The sequence below is a fragment of the Amycolatopsis bullii genome (assembly GCF_014654205.1).
In the GTDB taxonomy this organism is placed as follows: Bacteria; Actinomycetota; Actinomycetes; order Mycobacteriales; family Pseudonocardiaceae; genus Amycolatopsis; species Amycolatopsis plumensis.
Window position 1 is genome coordinate 79723 of record NZ_BNAW01000025.1, and the last position, 18522, is coordinate 98244.

Below are 18522 nucleotides of genomic sequence, written 5' to 3' on the forward strand. Positions count from 1 at the left end.
CACTATCCGCTCGCGACCACCGTCCCCCGCACGTCGCCGAAGCCGATGCGGGTGCCGGCCGGGCCGGGGGCGGTCGCGCTGATCACCACCTCGTCGCCGTCTTCGAGGAACGTGCGGGTCACGCCGCCCGGCAGCTCCAAGGGCTCCCGCCCGCCCCAGGAGAGCTCCAGGAACGAGCCCCGCTGGTCGCGCTCCGGGCCGGTCACCGTGCCCGAGGCGTAGAGGTCGCCCGTGCGCAGGCTCGCGCCGTTGACCGTCATGTGCGCCAGCTGCTGCGGGGCCGTCCAGTACTGCGTCGCGAACGGCGGGCTCGACACCAGGTGGCCGTTAAGCCGGATCTCCAGCGCGAGGTCCAGGCCCCACTTCCCGGACGTGCGGAGGTACTCGAACGGCTCTGGGTCCTGCGGCGGGCCGTCGACGCGCGCGTGGTCCAGGGCCGCCAGCGGGACGATCCACGGCGACACCGACGTCGCGAACGACTTGCCGAGGAACGGGCCCAGCGGCTGGTACTCCCAGGCCTGGATGTCGCGCGCCGACCAGTCGTTGACCAGGCAGACGCCGAACACGTGGTCCGCGAAGTCCGCTGTGGACACCCGGGTGCCCACTGTGGACGAAGTGCCGACGACGAACCCGACCTCCGCCTCGATGTCCAGCCGCTGGGACGGGCCGAACGAGGGCGTGTCGGCGGTGCGCGGCTTGCGCTGCCCGTGCGGCCGGACGATCGGCGTGCCCGACGCGACGACGGTGCCGGCCCGGCCGTGGTACCCGATCGGCAGGTGTTTCCAGTTGGGCGGCAGCTCGGCCGCGTCCGGGCGGAAGATCCGGCCGGCGTTGAGGGCGTGGTGCTCGCTGGAGTAGAAGTCGACGTAGTCGGCGACCTCGAACGCGAGGTGCGTGGTCACCTCGGCCAGCGGGACCAGGTGCGGCCGCAGCTGATCGGCGTACCGGGATTCGGTCAGCCACCCGGTGACGCTCTCGCGGACTTCGCGCCAGGTGGCCGGGCCGGCGGCCAGCAGCGGGTTCAGCACCCCGGCGGTGAGCAGCGGCGCGAAGGACGCGGCGGTTTCGGCGGCCGCGGCGGTCAGGTCGAGCACCTGGTCGCCGACGGGCACGCCGATCCGCCGCTCGGGCGCCCCGCCCACGGAGAAGACGCCGTAGGGCAGGTTTTCGAGACCGAAGGGCGTGTCTTCGGCAAGGTCGAGCCAGGTCACGGTCACTCCTCGTCCCGGGCGGCCGTCGCCGCCGAGTTCAGCTCTGGTCTGCCGTCGCCCTGCGCGGCGCGGGCGGCCACCCACTCGGCCACCACGTCGGCCAGCACCGGCAGCGGCAGGGTTCCGCCGCCCAGCACGACGTCGTGGAACTCGCGGATGTCGAATCGCTCGCCCAGCTCGCGCTCGGCCTCGGCGCGCAGCCGCTCGATCTCCAGCCGCCCCACCATGTAGCTGAGCGCCTGGCCCGGGTGGCCCGCGTACCGGTCGATCTCCGCCTCGATCTCGATCTGCGCCATCGGCGTGTTCTCGACCAGGTAGTCCACCGCCTGCTGCCGGCTCCAGCCCAGCGCGTGCAGGCCCGTGTCCACCACCAGGCGGGCCGCGCGCATCGAATCCTGCGTCAGCAGGCCGAGCCGGGCCGTGCTGTCCGAGTACAGCCCCATTTCGTCCGCGAGGCGCTCGGCGTAGAGGCCCCAGCCCTCGCAGAAGGCGTTGAACATGCCGATGCGGCGCAGCAACGGCACGCCCGTCAGCTGCTGGGCCAGCGTCAGCTGGAAGTGGTGGCCCGGCACGGCTTCGTGGAACGCCACGGACTCGCTCAGGGTCCGCTGCCGCTGGTCCGCGTCGCGGGTGTTCGCGTAGTACGTACCCGGCCGCGAACCATCGAGCGACGGCTCGATGTAGTAGGCGATCGAGCCGCTTTCGGCCTCCGCGTCGGGCACCGGGGCGACCTGGCACTTCTGCTCCGGCACGCGCAGGAACCACTGGGGCGCCACGGCTTCCGCCCGGGTGATCGCCGCGCGAGCGGACTCCAGCAGTTCGTCGCCGTCGCGCCAGCGCAGGGCCGGGTCCGTGCGGATGCGCTCGAAGATCTCCGCCAGGTCGGTCGTGCCGAACAGCTCGGCACCGAGCTCGCGGTACTCTTCCGCCAGCCGCTCGATGATCGCCAGGCCCGTTTCGTGCAGGTCCTGCGGTGTGCGCTCGGTCGTCGTCTCGGCGCGGATCAGCGCCGCGTAGCGTTCCGGCCCGCCCGGCAGGTCGCCGATCCCGGGCGACGTCTCGGGCCGGGCCACCGGGACGACCTCCTCGGCCAGGAAGTCCCGGTAGCGCCGGTACGCCGGCCACACCACCTCGGCCAGCAACCGGTCGCGCTCGGCTTCGAGCCCCCGGACCGGCACCTTCAGCGGGTCTTCGCCCGGGGCGGCCAGGTACCGCTCGACGTAGCCGACGCCGACGCGCGCCAGGAACTCCGGCGGGGTCAGCCCCCGGGCGAGCGCGGCCCGCTGCCGCTCGATCAGCTGGTCGAGGTACGTGCCGACGGCGGCCAGCCTGCTCAGGTACCCGCGCGCCTTGACGTCGTCGTCGAGGATCGTCTGCGGCAGCTCCATCAGCAGCTCGAGCGCCGGCGCGGCCAGCCCGTCGCTCACCGCGATGTCGGCCCGGCCGGAGTCGAGCACGTCGATCTGCACGCGGGCCTGCCAGATCACGACGTCCCGGGTGACGCGCTCGGCCGGCGTCAGCGCCGCCGCGTCGATCGCTTCCGCCCGCTCGACGATCCGGGCGAGCCCGGCGCGGAACCGGGCGGCCGCCTCGGCGGTCTGGTCGGCGAGCTTGTCGTGCGTGCCCGGCAGGCCGTACAGCGACGGGAACAGCGGCTGCGCCTCGAACATCAGCGCCAGGCACTCGTCGGCGAGCTTGTCGGGCGTGTCACGGCGCCGGGCCACCCACTCGGCGACCACGTCGGCCAGCACCGGCAGCGGCAGGGTCCCGCTGCCCAGGACGACGTCGTGGAACTCGCGGATGTCGAACGCCTCGCCCAGGGCCTGCTCGGCCTCGGCGCGCAGCCGCTGGATCTCCAGCCGCCCCACCATGTAGCCCAGCGCCTGCCCCGCGTCGGCGGTGTAGCGGTCGATTTCCGCCTCGATCTCCAGCCGCGCCATCGGCGTGTTCTCGACCAGGAAGTCGACCGCCCGCTGCCGGCTCCACCCGAGTGCGTGCAGGCCGGTGTCGACGACCAGCCGGGCCGCCCGCATCGAATCCTGGGTCAGCATGCCCAGGCGCGAGACGTCGTCGGAATACAGGCCCATTTCGTCGGCCAGCCGCTCGGCGTAAAGCCCCCAGCCCTCGCTGTAGGCGTTGACGTGCAACGTCCGGCGCAGCAGCGGCAGGTCCGAGAGGTCCTGGGCGAGGCAGAGCTGGAAGTGGTGCCCCGGCACGGCTTCGTGGAACGCGATCGCCTCGCTGGCGAACCGCGGCCGCTTCTCCGCTTCGTGGGTGTTCGCGTAATACGTGCCCGGCCGCGTGCCGTCCAGCGACGGCCGCAAGTAATACGCGATCGTGCCGCTCGCCGCGTCGGCCTCCGGCACCGGCACGACCCGGCACGGCTGCTCCGGCACCCGCGAGAACCATTGCGCGGCCACGGTTTCGGCACGGGTGATGGCGTCCCGGGCCGCGGCCAGCAGCTCCTCGCCGTCCCGCCAGCGCAACGCCGGATCGGTACGCAGGCGCTCGAAGATCTCCGCGAGGTCGGTGGTGCCGAACAGCTTTCCGCCCAGCTCGCGGTACTCCTCGGCGAGCTGCCCGATCAGCGCCAGCCCGGTGTCGTGCAGCTCCTGGGCCGTGTGCTCGGTGGTCGTCTCGACGCGGATCAGCGCCGCGTACCGCTCCTGCCCGCCGGGCAGGGCACCGATGCCCGGCGCCGTCTCGGGCCGGGCCACCGGCGCGAGCTCGTCGGCCAGGAACGCGCGATAACGCGTGTAGGCGGGCCGCACGACCTCGGCGAGCAGGCGATCGCGCTCGGCCTCGAAGCCGTCGAGCGCGTACGGCGGTGTCACCCGCAGCGGGTCGTTCCCGGGCGCGCCGAGGTAGCGGTCGACGTACTCGACGCCGACGCGCACCAGGAAGCCCGGCGGCACCCGCCCTTCGCCCGCCGCGGCCCGCTGCCGCTCGATGAGCGCGTCGAGGTAGTCGCCCAGCCCGGCGAGCCGGCTCAGGTAGCCGCGGACCTTCGGCTCGTCGTCCAGCACCGTCTGCGGCAGGTAGAGCAGCGGCTGCAGCGCGGGCGCGGCGAGCCCGTCGCTGACCGAGATGTCGGCGCGGCCGGAGTCGATCTCGTCGATGGCGGCCTTCGCCTGGGAGAGCACGACTTGCCCGGTGACGCGCTCCTCGAAGGGCAGCCCGGCGAGGTCGAGTGCCCCGGCCCGCGCGGCGATCGCGGCGTACTCCGCGCGGAACCGCGCTTCGGCCTCCGCGCTCGGATCGGGCAGCCGGCCGTGGTCGCCGGGCAGGCCGTACAGCGACGGGTACAGCGGCTGCCGCTCGAAGTCCAGCGCGAGCAGCTCCTCGGCCAGCCTGCCGGGCGTGTCGAGCCGCTCGGCCACCCAGTCGCCGACCACCTTCGCCAGCGCCGACAGCGGCAGCATGCCGTGGCCGAGCACGACTTCGTGGAATCCCCGGATGTCGAACCGCTCGCCGAGGGCCTCCTCGGCCTCGGCGCGCAGCCGCTGGATCTCCAGCCGCCCCACCATGTAGCCCAGCGCCTGCGCCGGCCAGCCGATGTACCGGTCGATCTCCGCTTCGATCTCCAGCCGCGCCATCGGCGTGTTCTCGACCAGGAAGTCGATCGCCTGCTGCCGGCTCCAGCCCAGCGCGTGCAGGCCCGTGTCGACCACGAGCCGGCCGGCCCGCATCGAATCCTGCGTGAGCATGCCGAGCCGCGAGACGTCGTCGGAATACAGGCCCATTTCGTCCGCGAGCCGCTCGGCGTAGAGCCCCCAGCCCTCGCCGTAGGCGTTGAACATGCCGATCCGCCGCAGCAGCGGCAGGTCCTTCAGTTCCTGCGCCAGGCTGAGCTGGAAGTGGTGCCCCGGCACGGCTTCGTGGAACGCGATCGCCTCACTGGTGAACCGCGGCCGCTTGTCCGCCTCGTGGGTGTTCGCGTAGTACGTGCCCGGCCGCGTGCCGTCGAGCGACGGCTGGAGGTAGTACGCGATCGTGCCGCTCGCCGCGTCGGCCTCCGGCACCGGCGCGACCTCGCACTTCTCCCCCGGGATGCGCGAAAACCACCGCGGCGCGACGGCTTCCGCGCGGGCGATGGCGTCCCGGGCCGCGGCCAGCAGCTCCTCGCCGTCCCGCCAGCGCAACGCCGGATCGGTGCGCAGGCGCTCGAAGATCTCCGCGAGGTCGGTGGTGCCGAACACCTTCGCGCCCAGCTCGCGGTACTCCTCCGCGAGCTGCCCGATCAGCGCCAGCCCGGTCTCGTGCAGCTCCTGCGCGGTGCGCTCGGTGGTCGTCTCCGCGCGGATCAGCGCCGCGTACCGCTCGGCCCCGCCCGGCACGTGGCCGATGCCCGGGGCGGTGTCGGGCCGTCCGGCCGGCTCGACCTCCGTGCGCAGGAAGTCCCGGTACCGCGCGTACGCCGGGTGGACCACTTCGGCGAGCAGCCGGTCGCGTTCGGCGTCGAAGCCCTCGACGGCCGCTGTCGTGCCCACCTTGAGCGGGTCGGTCTCCGGCGCGCCGAGGTAGCGGTCGATGTACTCGACGCCGACGCGCGCCAGGTACGCCGGCGGCACCAGCCCTTCGGCCAGGCTCTCGCGCTGCCGCTCGGTCAGCTCGGCGAGGAACGGCTCGATCGCGGCGAGCCGGGCCAGGTAGCCGCGCGCCTTCTTTTCGTCGTCCAGCCGGTAGTACGGCAGGTACATCAGCAGCCCGAGCGCGGGCGCGGTGAGGCCGTCGCTGACCGCGAGGTCGGCGGACCCGGCGGCGAGCCGGTCGGCTTCGACCTCGGCGGAGGCGATCACGACCTCCCTCGTGACCGCTTCTTCCGCCGTCAGGCCGTCGGTGGCCAAGGCGCGCGCCCTGGCGGCGATGCCCGTGTACGCGGCCCGGAAGCGCTCCTGCGCCGCCCGGCTCTGGTCGCCGAGCCGGTCGTGGTCGCCGGGCAGGCCGAGCACCGACGGGTGCAGCGGCTCCTGCTCGAACGACAGCTCGACGAGCTCGCTCGCCAGGCCGTCGACGGTGTCGCCGTGGCCGGCCACCCACTCGTCGACGACGGAGGCCAGCACCGACAGCGGCAGCGGGCCGCCGGCCAGCACGAGGTCGTGGAAGGCGCGGACGTCGAACCGCGAGCCGAGCCGCTGCGCCGCGCGGGTGCGGGCGCGCTGGATCTCCAGCCGGCCCACCAGGTACCCGAGCGCCTGGCCCGGCCAGGCGATGTAGCGGTCGACCTCGGACTCGGCCTCGGGGCGCGCCTCCGGCGTGTGCTCCAGCAGGTAGTCGATCGCCTGCTGCCGGCTCCAGCCCAGCGCGTGCAGCCCGGTGTCGACGACCAGCCGGCCCGCCCGCAGCGAGTCGCCGGCCAGCATGCCGAGCCGGGCGATGTCGTCGGAGTAGAGCCCCATTTCGTCGGCCAGGCGCTCGCTGTAGAGCCCCCAGCCCTCGATGTAGGCGTTGAACCCGCCGATGCGGCGCAGCAGCGGCAGCTCGGTGAGCCCTTGCGCGATGCTGAGCTGGAAGTGGTGGCCCGGAACGGCTTCGTGGAACGCGGTCGTTTCGGCCATGTGCCGCAGCCGCTCGGTGGCTTCGTGGGTGTTCGCGAAGTAGATGCCCGGCCGCGAGCCGTCGACGGCCGGGCGCAGGTAGTACGCCGGGGGCGCGCCGGGCGCGACCTCCGCCGGCACGGCTTCGACCGTGCACTGCTGCTCCGGGATCCGGCCGAACCACTTCGGGGCTTCCGCGGTCGCGCGGGCGACGGCCGTGCGGGCGGTCTCCAGCAGCTCCTCCGCACTGCGCCAGCGCAGCGCCGGATCGGTCCGCAGGCGCGTGAAGATCTCGGCGAGGTCTTCGGTGCCGTACACCTTCGCCCCCAGCTCCCGGTACTCGGCGGCGAGCGCCTCGATCGTGTCGAGGCCGATCCGGTGCAGCTCGTCCGGGGTGAGCCCGGTGGTCGTGTGCATCCGCGCCATCCGGGCGTACGTCTCGGCACCGCCCGGCAGCCACGACAGGCCGGGCCGGTCCGCGGGGCGCCCGTGCGGCTTCACGTCGGTGATCAGGAATTCGCGGTACTCGGCGAAGGCCGGGCGGACGACCTCGGCGAGCAATTGCTCGCGCCGCCGCTCGAACTCCTCGTCCGGAGCGGGCTGGCGGCGCAGCGGATCGGCGTCCGGCTCGGCGAGGTAGCGGTCGAGGTGCGCGATCGCGGCGTCGACCAGGTGGGCCACCGGGAGCAGGCCGTCGGCGATGCCCGCGGCGTGCCGCCGCGCGGCCCGGCGCAGGTACTCCGGGATCGCGGCCAGCCGGCCGAGCTGGGCCTCCGCGGCCTCGCCCGCCGTCACCGTCGTCATCGGCAGGGCCATCAGCAGGCCGGCCGCGGGCCCGGTGGACAGGTCGGTGACGGTGAACTCGGCCAGCCGGCTGTCGATCGCCGCGATGCGGTCCTCGGCCGTGGTGATCAGCACCTCGCGGGTGATCCGGTCTTCGGCGTCCTCGGCCTCCAGCGCGCGGGCGCGTTCGAGGAACGCCGCGAGCCGGGCCCGGAACGCCTGCTCGGCCTCGGCCGACGGGTCCCCCAGACCGGGCTCCGCCGGGCGGATGCCCAGCAGCGCCGGCGTCAGCGGCTCGGCGGCGAACAGCGCTTCGACGAACTCGTCGGCGAGTTCGGTGACCGCGGTCATGGCAGGACCCCCAGCTTCGGCTGCAGTGCTTCACGGCCGACCCTAACGGAGATCACCGACAGAAACGCCGGGCCGTTCGCCCGGGGCGGACGGCCTGCGGCGCCGCGGATCGGCCAGGCGGTAGCGTTCCTCGGGTGGCCGTGACCGATCCCGTGGATGCCCGCCTGCTCGCCGCGCTCGCCGACCTCGGCAAGGCCGCGGTGCACGAGCTGGCGGCCAAGGTCGGCATGGATCCCCGCGAGGTCGCCTACCGGCTGGTCGCCCTGTCCGGCAGCGGGCTGCCCCTGCTCGTCGGCGTCGAAAGCGACCCGAACGGCCTCCGCGCGGCCATCGCCGGCGCCCCGCCGTCGTGGGCGAACCGGCCGCCGCAGCCGCCGTTCCCGCCGCCTTCGCACCCCGTGCCGCAGCAGCCGCCGCCCGGGCCGCCGATGCCGCCGGTCCAGGGGACGCCGTCGGGGCCGTACAACGTCCAGGGCGCCCCTTCCGGGCCGTACAACGTCCAAGGTGCCCCTTCCGGGCCGTACACCGTGCAGGGCGCGCCCTCGGGGCCCTACAACGTCCACGGGACGCCGTCCGGGCCGCACCCCGTCCAGGGCACGCCGTCCGGCCGCTACCCGGGCCCGCCACCGCAGCACCAGCCGCCGCCCCCGCCCCGGCCGTTCACCCCGCCGCCGGTGCCGCTCGACCCGGCCGTGAGCACGTGGGGCGTGCCGCAGACGGCGTCGTGGGCCCGCGGCGACGCACCCGCCCGGCCGAGCGGGCCCGCCACCGGCAAGCAGGGCCGGCTCGGCGAGGTCATGGAGACCCAGGGCCTGGAGGGCGAGCAGCTGTCGGTGCAGCTGCTGGAAGTCCAGGACCCGGCGGACTACCTGTTCAGCGCGGCCGGGTACCGCTTGGAGGCCGGCGAACGCGCGGTGGTGGTGCACACCGAGATCACCAACCGCGGGGCGATCCCGTTCGCGTCGCTGCCGGACAACTACCTGGAGCTGCTGGCCGCCGACGGCACGCCGATCGGCAAGGCGCCGGTGTCGCTGACCTCCCGGCCGCCGCACAAGATCGGCGTCAACCCGGGCGAGACGCTGGGCGGCCACACGGTGTACGTCCTCCCGGACGCCACCCGCGTGGTTTCGGTGCGCTGGAGCCCGCGGCCGGAGCCGGACGAGCGCACCCTGACCTGGTCGATCGAGGACTAATAGCTTTCGTCGCGCAGGATCTCGAGGGCCTTCGCCAGGTCGTCCGGGTACTCCGACTCGAACTCGACCCAGCGGCCGTCCGCCGGGTGGGCGAACGCCAGGGTCTTGGCGTGCAGCCACTGCCGGTTGAGGCCGAGGTGGCGGGCCAGCACCGGGTCGGCGCCGTAGGTCAAGTCGCCGACGCAGGGGTGCCGCAGAGCCGAGAAGTGGACGCGGATCTGGTGCGTCCGCCCGGTTTCCAGCTTGATGTGCGCCAGCGACGCGGCCCGGAACGCCTCGACGACTTCGTAGTGCGTGACGCTCGGGCGGCCGCCCTGGACCACCGCGAACTTGTAGTCGTGGCGCGGGTGGCGGTCGATGGGGGCGTCGATCGTGCCGCGGGTCGGGTCCGGGTGGCCCTGGACGATCGCGTGGTAGCCCTTGTCGACCGTGCGTTCCTTGAACGCGCGCTTGAGCACGGTGTAGGCGTGCTCGCTCTTGGCCACCACCATCACGCCGGTGGTGCCCGCGTCGAGCCGGTGCACCACGCCCTGGCGCTCGGCCGCGCCCGACGTCGCGATGCGCAGGCCGGCGGCGGCGAGGCCGCCGACGACGGTCGGGCCGGTCCATCCCGGGCTGGGGTGCACCGCGACGCCGACCGGCTTCGAGATCACCACGATGTCGTCGTCGTCGTGGAGGATCTGCATGCCCTCGACCGGCTGCGCGACGACCTCGACCGGGTTCGCCGGCTCCGGCAGGGTGATCTCCAGCAGGCCGCCGCCGGAGAGGCGGTCGGACTTGCCCGCGGGACGGCCGTCGAGCAGCACGTCCCCGGACTCGGCGAGCTCGGCGACGACCGTGCGCGACAGCCCGAGCAGCTTGGCGAGGCCGGCGTCGACCCGCATCCCGTCGAGCCCGTCGGGCACCGGGAGCATCCGCGAGCTCACGCCTGCTCCTCCGCCTGCTTGATCTTCTTGTCCTTGGTCGAGGTGCCGTCGTAGTCCTTGCCCAGCAGCGACAGCAGCACGATCAGGGCGCCGCCGACGCAGATCGCGGAGTCGGCGATGTTGAAGATCGCGAAGCCCTTGCCGTTGGGGGCGAAGGCGGAGATGAAGTCGACGACGTGGCCCTGCAGCCCGCCGGGCGCGCGGAAGATGCGGTCGGTCAGGTTGCCGGTGGCGCCGGCGAGGACCAGGCCGAGGCCGATCGCCCAGCCGATCGAGCGCAGCCGCCGCGACAGCCAGACGATCGCGATGACGACGGCGAGCGCGACGAGGGCGAGCACCCAGGTCATGCCGGTGGCCATCGAGAACGCGGCGCCGGGGTTGCGGATCACCTGCAGGTAGATCAGCCCGCCGAGGACCTTGACCGGCTCCTTGCCCTCGAGGTTGGCGACGACCAGGTTCTTCGTCACCAGGTCGATCGCCCAGAACACGACGGCGACCGCGAAGACCCAGCCGATCCGCCGCTTCGGCAGCAGCGGCTGCGCCGGGACCTCCGGGTTCTCGGGCGCGTCGGCGGCCGGATCGGGCACCGCCTCGGCGGGCGTGGCGGTGTCGGGTTCGGAGTGGCTGGGCTCGGTGCTCACCGGTCCATTGTCCACGGCGCAGGTCAGGCCGTGCCGGGCCCGTCCGGCCGGGGGCGCAGGAGCACCGCGAAGGCGGCCGCCAGCAGCACGCCCGCCGCGGCGAGCGCGCCGGCCACCGGGGGCAGGAACACCGTCGCCACCAGGGCGAACACCCCGGCAACGGCCGCCAGGAACCAGCTTCGTTCGTAAGCCGCCAGCACGAGGAGCCCCAGTGTCGCGAGCAGCGGGCCGCGGACGTCGCCGCCGAGCCGGAACTGGAGCGCACCGACCAGGTCGAGCAGCGGAACGGCGGCCAGCGCGCCCAGCGTGCCGAGGACGAACCGGCCGGGGCGCGGCGGCCGCAGCTGCCGCCAGTACCAGGCGGCGACGGCGAGCACCACGCAGGCGAGAGCGGCGAGCCAGCCGAGCCTCCCCGACGGCACCCCGGCGACCGCGACGGCGGTGACCGAAACCCGCTCGGACGCCAGGCCGGTGCCCCCGACCCCGCCGGTACCGAGGCCGTGGAGGCCTTGGGTCAGCTGGTAGGCCTGCGCGGCTTCGACGTCGTCGGGGACCAGCGCGACGGCCACCATCACCAGCAGCGCGAACCCCAGCGCGGCCAGCGGGAACCAGGACCGGCGTGCACTCCCCATCGGCTCAGGGTACCGAGCGCGGCTGGGCCCGCAGCAACGCCAGGAAAGCGGCGGCGAGCAGGATCATCGCCGACCCGAGCATGCCCGCCGTGTCCGCCGAGAGCACCACCGCGACCAGGGCGAACGCGGCCGCCGTCACCAGGACGAACCGGCTGCGCTCGTACGCGGCGAGGACGAGCAGGCCGAGCGTGGCCAGGAGCGGGCCGCGCAGGTTGTCATCGAGCCGGAACTGCCAGGACCCGACCAGGTCCAGCAGCGGGACGGCGAGCAGCGCGCCGATCGTGCCGGCGACGAACCACCCGATGCGGACCGGTCGCCGGGCGACCGCGTACCAGACGGCCGTGCCGACGAGGACCACGCCGAGCGTGACCAGCCACGCCGGCCCGGTCGGCAGAATGGTCCCCATCGTGTGGAAATCGTCCAGCGGGAACCTCAGCGCGTGGCCGTACTCGGTCGTCCCGGGCGGGACCGACGGTCCGAGTAGCAGGTTCGCGGATTCGCTTTCGGCCCGGCTGCGGCGGGCCAGCAGCTGCACCGCGACCGACCCGATCTCGGCGAAGCCCAGCAGTGCCAGCGGAAACCAGAAACGCGGCCCTCTCCCCATCGGCCCAGGCTAGCGCTCAGCAGAACGGCGGCAGCTCCCGCGGGTCGCCGACCGGAGCCCAGCGGCCGTCCACCTTCGTGTACTCCCAGCGGGCTCCGCGGGCGACGATCTGCCGCAGCGCGAGGAGCACGCGGTCGATGTGTTCCTCCGTGCTGCCGAGGCCGAGGCTGACGCGGACCGCCTGCCGCCCGTCGCCGCCGGTGACGCCGATCAGCCGCTTGGCCGCGATGTGGGCGCAGAAGGCGCCGTCGCGGACGCCGATGCCGTACTCGGCGGACAGCACCGCGGCGAGCCAGCCCGGGTCGAACCCGTCGACGACGAAGCTCACCGTGCCGACCCGGTCGACCGGCGCGTCGAACAGCCGCAGTTCGGCGCAGCCCGGGATGGCCTCGAGGCCCTTGCGCAGCCGGGTGAGCAGGGCCTGTTCGTGGTGTTCGATCGCGGCCCAGTTCTCGCTCAGTGTTTCGCACGCGACGCCGAGCGCGTACACGCCGACGGTGTTGGGCGAACCGGCTTCGTGGCGCTCCGGGCCGGTGTTCCAGACGACGGCGTCTTCGGTGACGAGCTTCGTCGCGCCGCCGCCGGCGAGGTACGGCGGCGCCGCGCGCAGCCAGTCGGCGCGGCCGATCAGCGCGCCCGCGCCGAACGGCGCGTACAGCTTGTGGCCGGACAGGGCGACGTAGTCGACGTCCAGTTCCTTGACGGAGATCCGGCGGTGCGGGGCCAGCTGGGCGGCGTCGAGCGCGATGCGGGCACCGTGTTTCCGCGCCACCGCGGCGATTTCCGCCACCGGGAGCAGCTCACCGGTCACATTGGACGCTCCGGTGACCACGACCAGCCGCGGTCCCTGCGGGGCGGCCGCGAGCGCATCGTCCACAGCGGACACCGCGGCGAGGCGGGTGCGCGGCGTCGGCAGCCGCCGGACGTTCGGCCCCGGCCACGGGAGGAGGGTGGCGTGGTGCTCGGTGTCGAACACGATCACCGTGGTGTGCCGCGGCAGGCTGCGGGCGAGCAGGTTGAAGGAATCGGTGGTGTTGCGGGTGAAGACGACGGTGTCGGTGCGCCGGGCGTCGACGAAGCGGCGCAGGACGTCCCGGGTGCGCTCGTAGAGCTTGGTCGAGACCTGCGACGCGAAGCCGGCACCGCGGTGGACGCTGGCGTACCAGGGCAGGAACTCGTCGACCTTGGCGCGGACGGCGTCGAGACAGGGGGCGCTCGCGGCGTGGTCGAGATTGGCGTAGCCGACCGTTTCCCCGGTCACCAGGGGAACGCGCAGCGACGCCCCGGCGACGGCCGGGACGGCTTCGGTCTGGGTGCGAGCGATGGCGAGAGTCATCGGGGTGCCTCCTCGGCGATCCGGGGGACCCCGGCGAGGGGCCCGCGCTTGCCCGTCGCACGGCGCGACCGGCCCGGTCTTCACCCGGGGCACCCCACCGCGGTAGGAGGGTTGCCGGCCAGCAAGCCGGGGCTTCGCGCTGGCACTCATGACCTGAGCCAGAAGGTAACCGAGAACGCGCCCGGCGGCCAACCCCGGATTCACATTCTGAGACGCCGCTCACAGACGGTGAGGGCGTCGACTCGGGTTGCGGGCGGCGAACCGGAGGGCACGGCGACGGACAGCGCCCCGAGGTGGCCTGGGATCCCCGTCCCACACCCCCAAGGCGGCCTTCGGGGCATCCCGTGCCCCGACGCCACCCTCGACCGAGGTGCTCCGCGCCGCAGTGCTCGTTGAACGCGACCCGGCTCGTGGGCCGCTCGTGTCCGGCTCGTGTGCCGTTCGCGTCAGGGCGTCGCGCGGAAGCGGCCCGGGAGCCGGACCACGGCTCCGTCCGCGAGGTGCGTCGCGGTGCCCGAGTACTGCTCCGGCCCCGCCGCGAAGCGCCAGCCGCCGAGGGTCTTGCCGTCGACCGGCTCGCCGAGAGCCGCCGCGACCGCCGTCGAAATCCGGGCGAACGCGACACCGTCCCAGTCGCCCGCCGCCGCGTCGGGGAGCGTCCACAGCGTGAAGTGGACATGCGCGCCGGTGCTGCTGCCGCCGCACGGCAGCGCGTTGCCGGTCGAGCCCAGCACCGTCCCGGCCTCGACGTGCTCACCGTCGGTGACCCGGATGCCCTCGAGGTGGTAGTAGCCGGTCCGCCACCCACCCGGGTGATCGACGGTCACCCAGTCGCCGCCGGAGCAGTGCTGCAGGCGGACCGTGCCGGCCAGCGCCGCGCGGACCGTGCCGTCCGCGGGGCTGAAATCGATCGCGTTCCGCACGCCGCCGGTGCCGTCGTCGGAGTGGATGCCCGCCGAGTAGGCCTGCTGGCCCGCTTCGAACGGGAAGGCGAGCGCCGGGAAGGACTCGGCGGACGCCGGGGCCGCCAGGAGCCCGACGGCGGCGAGAACGGCAGCGGCCAGACCCGCCGCGCGCAGGGAAACAGTCACCGCGAGTCCTCCTGGGGCGCCGTGTTCACTCGATCGAGCGCACATTAAGCCAAAAGAGGGACTACTGGGAAGACTGTTCGTGAATTACCGGCCGGACTCGCCCTTCCAGCGGGCCAGGCGCCCGGCCCGGTCGACCGCGCGCAACCGGCGTTCGACGGCGTCGCGGACGGCGCTCGTCGTGACGACCAGCAGCTGGTCGTTCTCCTGCAGCCGGCTGGTCTTCTGCGGCGTGAAGCCCGCGCCGTCGCGCACGACCAGGCTGATCGTCGCCCCCACCGGCAGCCGCAGCTCGGATAGGTACACGCCGTGCATCTTCGACCCGGGCTGGATGCGGACCTGCAGCAGTTCGGCGCCCAGCTCGTCCAGCGGCGCGGAGTCGACCTCGATTTCGTGCGCCTCGGACTTCTTGGCCAGTCCGAGCCGGTGCGCGAGCGGGCCGAGCGTCGCCCCCTGCACCAGCGTCAGCACGATGACCAGCACGAACACCGCGTCGACCAGCCGCTGCGCGCCCGGTAGGCCCTGCGACAGCGGGATCATGGCGAGCACGATCGGCACGGCGCCGCGCAGCCCGGCCCACGACAGGAACGCCTGCTCCCGCCACGGCAGCCGGAACGGCAGCATCGACAGCACGACCGACAGCGGCCGCGCCAGCAGCAGCACGACCGCGCCCGCGACCAGGCCCGGCACGATCGCGTCGAGCAGCCGGCCCGGCGAGGCGAACAAGCCGAGGAGCACGAACAGGCCGATCTGCGCCAGCCAGCCCAGCCCTTCGGCGAACGAGAGCGTGTCCGACCGGTGCGGCAGGCGCGAATTCCCGAGCACCAGCGCGGCGACGTAGGTGGCGAGCAGGCCGGACGCGTGCAGCAGCTGCCCGGACGAATACGCGACGACGCAGACCGCGACCGTGGCGAGCGGGTAGAGGCCGGTCGCCGGCAGCGCGGCCCGGCGCAGCGCGAGCCCGCCGAGCCAGCCGAAGGCGAGGCCGATGACCAGGCCCGCGGTCAGCTCGTAGACCACCAGCAGCGGCAGCGTCCAGTCCACAGTGGTGCCTTCGGCCAGCACCACGACGGCGATGTAGGCCGGCGCGTCGTTGATGCCCGACTCGAGTTCGAGCGCGCCGGTGAGCCGTTTGCCGATGCCCGCGGTGCGCAGCACCGAAAACACCGCGGCCGCGTCGGTCGAGGCGAGCACCGCGCCCCACAGCAGCGCCAGCCGCCAGTCGAGGCCGAGCAGCCAGTGCAGGGCCGCGCCGGTCGCCGCGACACTGACCACCACGGCCACTGTGGACAGTGCGATCCCGCGGCCCAGCGCGGGTTTCACCGCCGACCACCGGGTGGTCAGCCCGCCTTCGGCGAGGATCATGACGAGCGCGGCGAGCCCGAGCGACTGGGTCAGCTCGGGGTTGTCGAACCGGATGCCGAAGCCGGCTTCCCCCAGCAGGACGCCGATCCCCAGGTACAGCAGCAGCGAGGGCAGGCCGAGCCGGATCGACACGCGCACGGCCAGCACGGAGGCGAGGAGCACGACACCGCCGACGCCGAGCAGCACGGGAAGCTGGTCCATGCCCGCCTCCTCCCGAGTGCCGTGGGGCCCTCAGAATAGTGAGGCGCGCGGGTTAACTCGTTCGTGTACCGCTGCCTGGCGCCGGACACCCGGTGTGTTAAGGCGCCGCGACACCACCGAGCGCGTCGAGATCGACACCGAGAGCGGCGAACGGCTTCCCCGCCGCGGGCAGCACCTTGACCGCGCGGTGGCCGTCCCTGGCCACCCAGCCGGCGGCGACCGCCCGGTCGAGCAGCGCCGCGGGCAGCGCCCCGGCGAGGTGGTCCCGCCGCTCCGTCCAATCCAGACAGTCACGCAGCAGCGGCCGCCGCCCGGCGGCGACCGGCACGCCGAGGTCGTCCAGGACTTCGCGGCCGCGCGGGGTCAGCGCCAGCCCGGCCGCGGTGTCGACCAGGCCGGTGGCGAGCATGCCCTCGCGCAGGGCGACGCCGAGCTCGCCGGCGAGGTGGTCGTAACAGGTCCGGGCGAAGCCGAGCCGCCGCGCCCGCACCGAGGCTTTGAGCCCGGTCACCGGCCGGTGCTCGGCGTGCTGCGCGAGGTGCTCGATGAGCTCGGCGACGCGCGGGTCGGCGATCCGGACGTAGCTGGCCCGCCCCTGCTTGACCCGGACGACGAAGCCGGCGCCGGCCAGCCGGGTGACGTGCTCGCTCGCCGTCGAGAGGGCGATCCCGGCCGCTTTCGCGAGCTCCCCGACGGTCCACGCTCGCCCGTCGAGCAGCACGAGGCACATGGTGGCCCGGCTCGGGTCGGCCAGCACCGCGGCCACCTCGGCCAGCGCGATCGTCTCCATGCCCCCACGCTACGTCCCGCACCCTTCGGCCCCGCCCGAACCTTCGCACCCCGAGGGCCGGCCTGCGTACCTGGACGGTCGGATTGCGTACCTGAACGGTCGGCCCGCCGACCGACCCTCTGGGTACGCAGGCCGACCCTCTGGGTACGCGGGCCGGCCGTCCGGGTACGGGTCAGAGGGACTTGAGGAACTTGGCGGCGAGCTGGACGGCCGGGCCGGAGTCGTTCGAGTTCTCCAGGACCACCGCGAAGGCCACGTTGCCGAGGTAGCCGACGAACCAGCCGGTGGCCTGCTTGCCGTCGCCGAACTGGGCGGTGCCGGTCTTGCCGAAGACGTTCCCGGCCGCGCCGGCCGCGCGGCCGGTGCCGCTGGTGACCACCGCGCGCATCAGCTTCCGCACTTCGCCGAGCACCGACGCCGGCGGCGGCGAGTAGCCCTTGATCACCGTGGTCTCGAGGTCGTGCCACAGCCGCGGGGTGATCGCCTTGCCGGTGGCGACCGTGGCGGCCATCAGCGCGCCGCCGAGGGCGCTGGCCTGGATGCGGCCCTGGCCGAACCCGTCCTCGACCTGCTCGTCCTTGCTCGCCGCGGGTTCGACCTTGCCCAGCTCGGTCTTGACGCCGGGGATCTCGTAGTCGGCGTTCAGCCCCAGTTCGTCGGCGGCCTTCTTCAGCCCGTCCGCCGGCAGCGCCAGCGCGAGCTGCCCGAACGTCGTGTTGCAGGAGCGGGCGAACGCCGTCTGCAGGTTCGTCGCGCCCAGCTCGAAGCCCTCGTTCTTGACCGTCCGCGTGCCGATCGTCGCCACGCCGGGGCAGTCGACCGGCGAGGTCGCGGTGAGACCGCTCTGCTGGACCGCCGCCACCGACGTCGCGATCTTGAACGACGAACCCGGCTCGTACAGGCCGTTGAGCGCCTTCGGCGAGTTCCCGGCGGCGCCGTTCTGCGCGACGGCGAGGATGTCACCCGATCCCGTGTCGAGGGCGACGAGCATGGCCGATCCCTGGTAGCCGTCCACCGCGGCCTGGGCGGCGCCCTGCGCGGCCAGGCTCAGGCTCGACACGAGCGGTTTCGCCCCTTCGGCCGACGCCTTCCCGAACAGCGTCTCGACGCTCTTGCCGCCGGCATCGACGCGTTCGACGGCGAAGCCCCCGCCGGCCGCGGCGGTGACCTGCCCGGTGAGCGCCGAGCGCAGCAGCGGGGCCGGGTTGCCCTCCACCGGCCGCACCCCGCCGGACCCGCTGATGAGCAGCGGCTTGCCGTCGCGGTCGGCGACCGCGGTGGTGTCCTGCGCCGCGGTGCTGATCACCAGCCGCTGGCCCGCCTCCAGCTTCGGGTGCAGCAGCGACGGCGCCCAGTGGACCAGCCACTTCCCGTCGCTCTGCGCGAGCTGGAACGGCACGTCGTAGGTCCAGGTCTTCCCCGGCTTCAGCACCCACGAAAAGCTGAACGTCCCGCTCGTCTGCTTCGCCCCGGCCGAGGTCGGCTGCAGCTCGGTCAGCTTGGCGGTGACCGACGACGGGGTCAGCGCGTTCCGCGTGGCCCGCAAGGCCACCGCGGCGGCCGCGTTGTCGTCGGTGAGCCGGGCCGCCGCGTCGGGGTTGTTCTCGGAGATGTCCTGCAGGTACTCGGTGATCGCCGAGTTCGGGTCGAGCGCGCCGGGGCTCTGCACGGTGGTCGCGCCGGTGGCGGCTTCCGGCGTCGAACTCCCGCTGTTCAGCAGGAAGAACGCGGCCACCACGACCACGACGACCAGCAGCGCGCCGCCGATCAGGATGCCGCGTCTCTTGCCAGGGCTCATTCCGGTTCCCCTCCCCCATGCCCACCACCGTCGTGAGTGGTAAGCCGGGTTCCAACCCTACTTACC

At 73.7% G+C, this 18522-nt stretch carries 12 protein-coding genes and 1 riboswitch; of the genes, 1 reads left to right on the plus strand and 11 read right to left on the minus strand.

The genetic code is table 11. The features are described from left to right. Positions 1-2 precede the first annotated feature (2 nt). Together fahA and IE317_RS25740 are read right to left on the minus strand one after the other, a co-directional pair. Complete coding sequence (gene fahA, locus IE317_RS25735; RefSeq protein ID WP_191313909.1) at positions 3-1217, minus strand: fumarylacetoacetase; 1215 nt, start codon at positions 1215-1217, stop codon at positions 3-5. Next, the gene (locus IE317_RS25740; RefSeq protein WP_191313910.1) at positions 1214-7882 is read right to left on the minus strand and encodes a DUF885 domain-containing protein; all 6669 of its coding nucleotides are present in this window, start codon (positions 7880-7882) and stop codon (positions 1214-1216) included. Before IE317_RS25740 ends, fahA begins: the two co-directional genes overlap by 4 nt. A gap of 134 nt (positions 7883-8016) precedes the next feature. On the opposite strand from IE317_RS25740, the gene IE317_RS25745 reads away from it, so the two are divergent. Then, positions 8017-9075 (plus strand): AsnC family protein, encoded by a 1059-nt coding sequence (locus tag IE317_RS25745; RefSeq protein ID WP_191313911.1) that lies wholly within the window; start codon positions 8017-8019, stop codon positions 9073-9075. Here IE317_RS25745 and IE317_RS25750 read toward each other — a convergent pair. The 9 genes from IE317_RS25750 to IE317_RS25790 form a co-directional block, all read right to left on the minus strand. After that, positions 9072-10001: an RluA family pseudouridine synthase gene (locus tag IE317_RS25750; protein WP_191313912.1), complete on the minus strand. Its 930-nt coding sequence runs from the start codon at positions 9999-10001 to the stop codon at positions 9072-9074. The genes IE317_RS25745 and IE317_RS25750 overlap by 4 nt on opposite strands. After that, entirely contained in the window at positions 9998-10669 is a 672-nt protein-coding gene (gene lspA / locus IE317_RS25755; RefSeq protein ID WP_373309112.1) for a signal peptidase II, read from the minus strand. Before lspA ends, IE317_RS25750 begins: the two co-directional genes overlap by 4 nt. Continuing rightward, the gene (locus tag IE317_RS44195) at positions 10666-11274 is read right to left on the minus strand and encodes a hypothetical protein (RefSeq protein ID WP_194732773.1); all 609 of its coding nucleotides are present in this window, start codon (positions 11272-11274) and stop codon (positions 10666-10668) included. The genes lspA and IE317_RS44195 overlap by 4 nt, the downstream gene beginning before the upstream one ends. A gap of 4 nt (positions 11275-11278) precedes the next feature. Next, positions 11279-11878, minus strand: coding sequence for a hypothetical protein (locus IE317_RS44200; RefSeq protein ID WP_194732774.1), 600 nt, complete (start codon positions 11876-11878; stop codon positions 11279-11281). 16 nt (positions 11879-11894) lie between these two features. Continuing rightward, positions 11895-13214, minus strand: a complete 1320-nt coding sequence (locus IE317_RS25770) for an aminotransferase class V-fold PLP-dependent enzyme (protein WP_191313913.1) — start codon at positions 13212-13214, stop codon at positions 11895-11897. Positions 13215-13253: 39 nt separating this feature from the next. After that, positions 13254-13368, minus strand: a riboswitch (SAM riboswitch). 292 nt (positions 13369-13660) lie between these two features. Continuing rightward, positions 13661-14305 (minus strand): M23 family metallopeptidase, encoded by a 645-nt coding sequence (locus IE317_RS25775; RefSeq protein ID WP_229902912.1) that lies wholly within the window; start codon positions 14303-14305, stop codon positions 13661-13663. Positions 14306-14389: 84 nt separating this feature from the next. Further along, positions 14390-15868: a potassium/proton antiporter gene (locus IE317_RS25780; protein WP_191313915.1), complete on the minus strand. Its 1479-nt coding sequence runs from the start codon at positions 15866-15868 to the stop codon at positions 14390-14392. Positions 15869-15965: 97 nt separating this feature from the next. Next, the gene (locus IE317_RS25785) at positions 15966-16658 is read right to left on the minus strand and encodes an ArsR/SmtB family transcription factor (RefSeq protein ID WP_191313916.1); all 693 of its coding nucleotides are present in this window, start codon (positions 16656-16658) and stop codon (positions 15966-15968) included. 172 nt (positions 16659-16830) lie between these two features. After that, complete coding sequence (locus IE317_RS25790; protein WP_191313917.1) at positions 16831-18456, minus strand: penicillin-binding transpeptidase domain-containing protein; 1626 nt, start codon at positions 18454-18456, stop codon at positions 16831-16833. Positions 18457-18522 lie beyond the last annotated feature (66 nt).

Coding starts and splice junctions, on each gene's coding strand:
- IE317_RS25740 (WP_191313910.1), bottom strand. CDS start 7,882: ATGACCGCGGTCACCGAACTCGCCGACGAGTTCGTCGAAGCGCTGTTC.
- IE317_RS44195 (WP_194732773.1), bottom strand. CDS start 11,274: ATGGGGAGTGCACGCCGGTCCTGGTTCCCGCTGGCCGCGCTGGGGTTC.
- IE317_RS44200 (WP_194732774.1), bottom strand. CDS start 11,878: ATGGGGAGAGGGCCGCGTTTCTGGTTTCCGCTGGCACTGCTGGGCTTC.
- IE317_RS25770 (WP_191313913.1), bottom strand. CDS start 13,214: ATGACTCTCGCCATCGCTCGCACCCAGACCGAAGCCGTCCCGGCCGTC.
- IE317_RS25780 (WP_191313915.1), bottom strand. CDS start 15,868: ATGGACCAGCTTCCCGTGCTGCTCGGCGTCGGCGGTGTCGTGCTCCTC.
- IE317_RS25785 (WP_191313916.1), bottom strand. CDS start 16,658: ATGGAGACGATCGCGCTGGCCGAGGTGGCCGCGGTGCTGGCCGACCCG.
- IE317_RS25790 (WP_191313917.1), bottom strand. CDS start 18,456: ATGAGCCCTGGCAAGAGACGCGGCATCCTGATCGGCGGCGCGCTGCTG.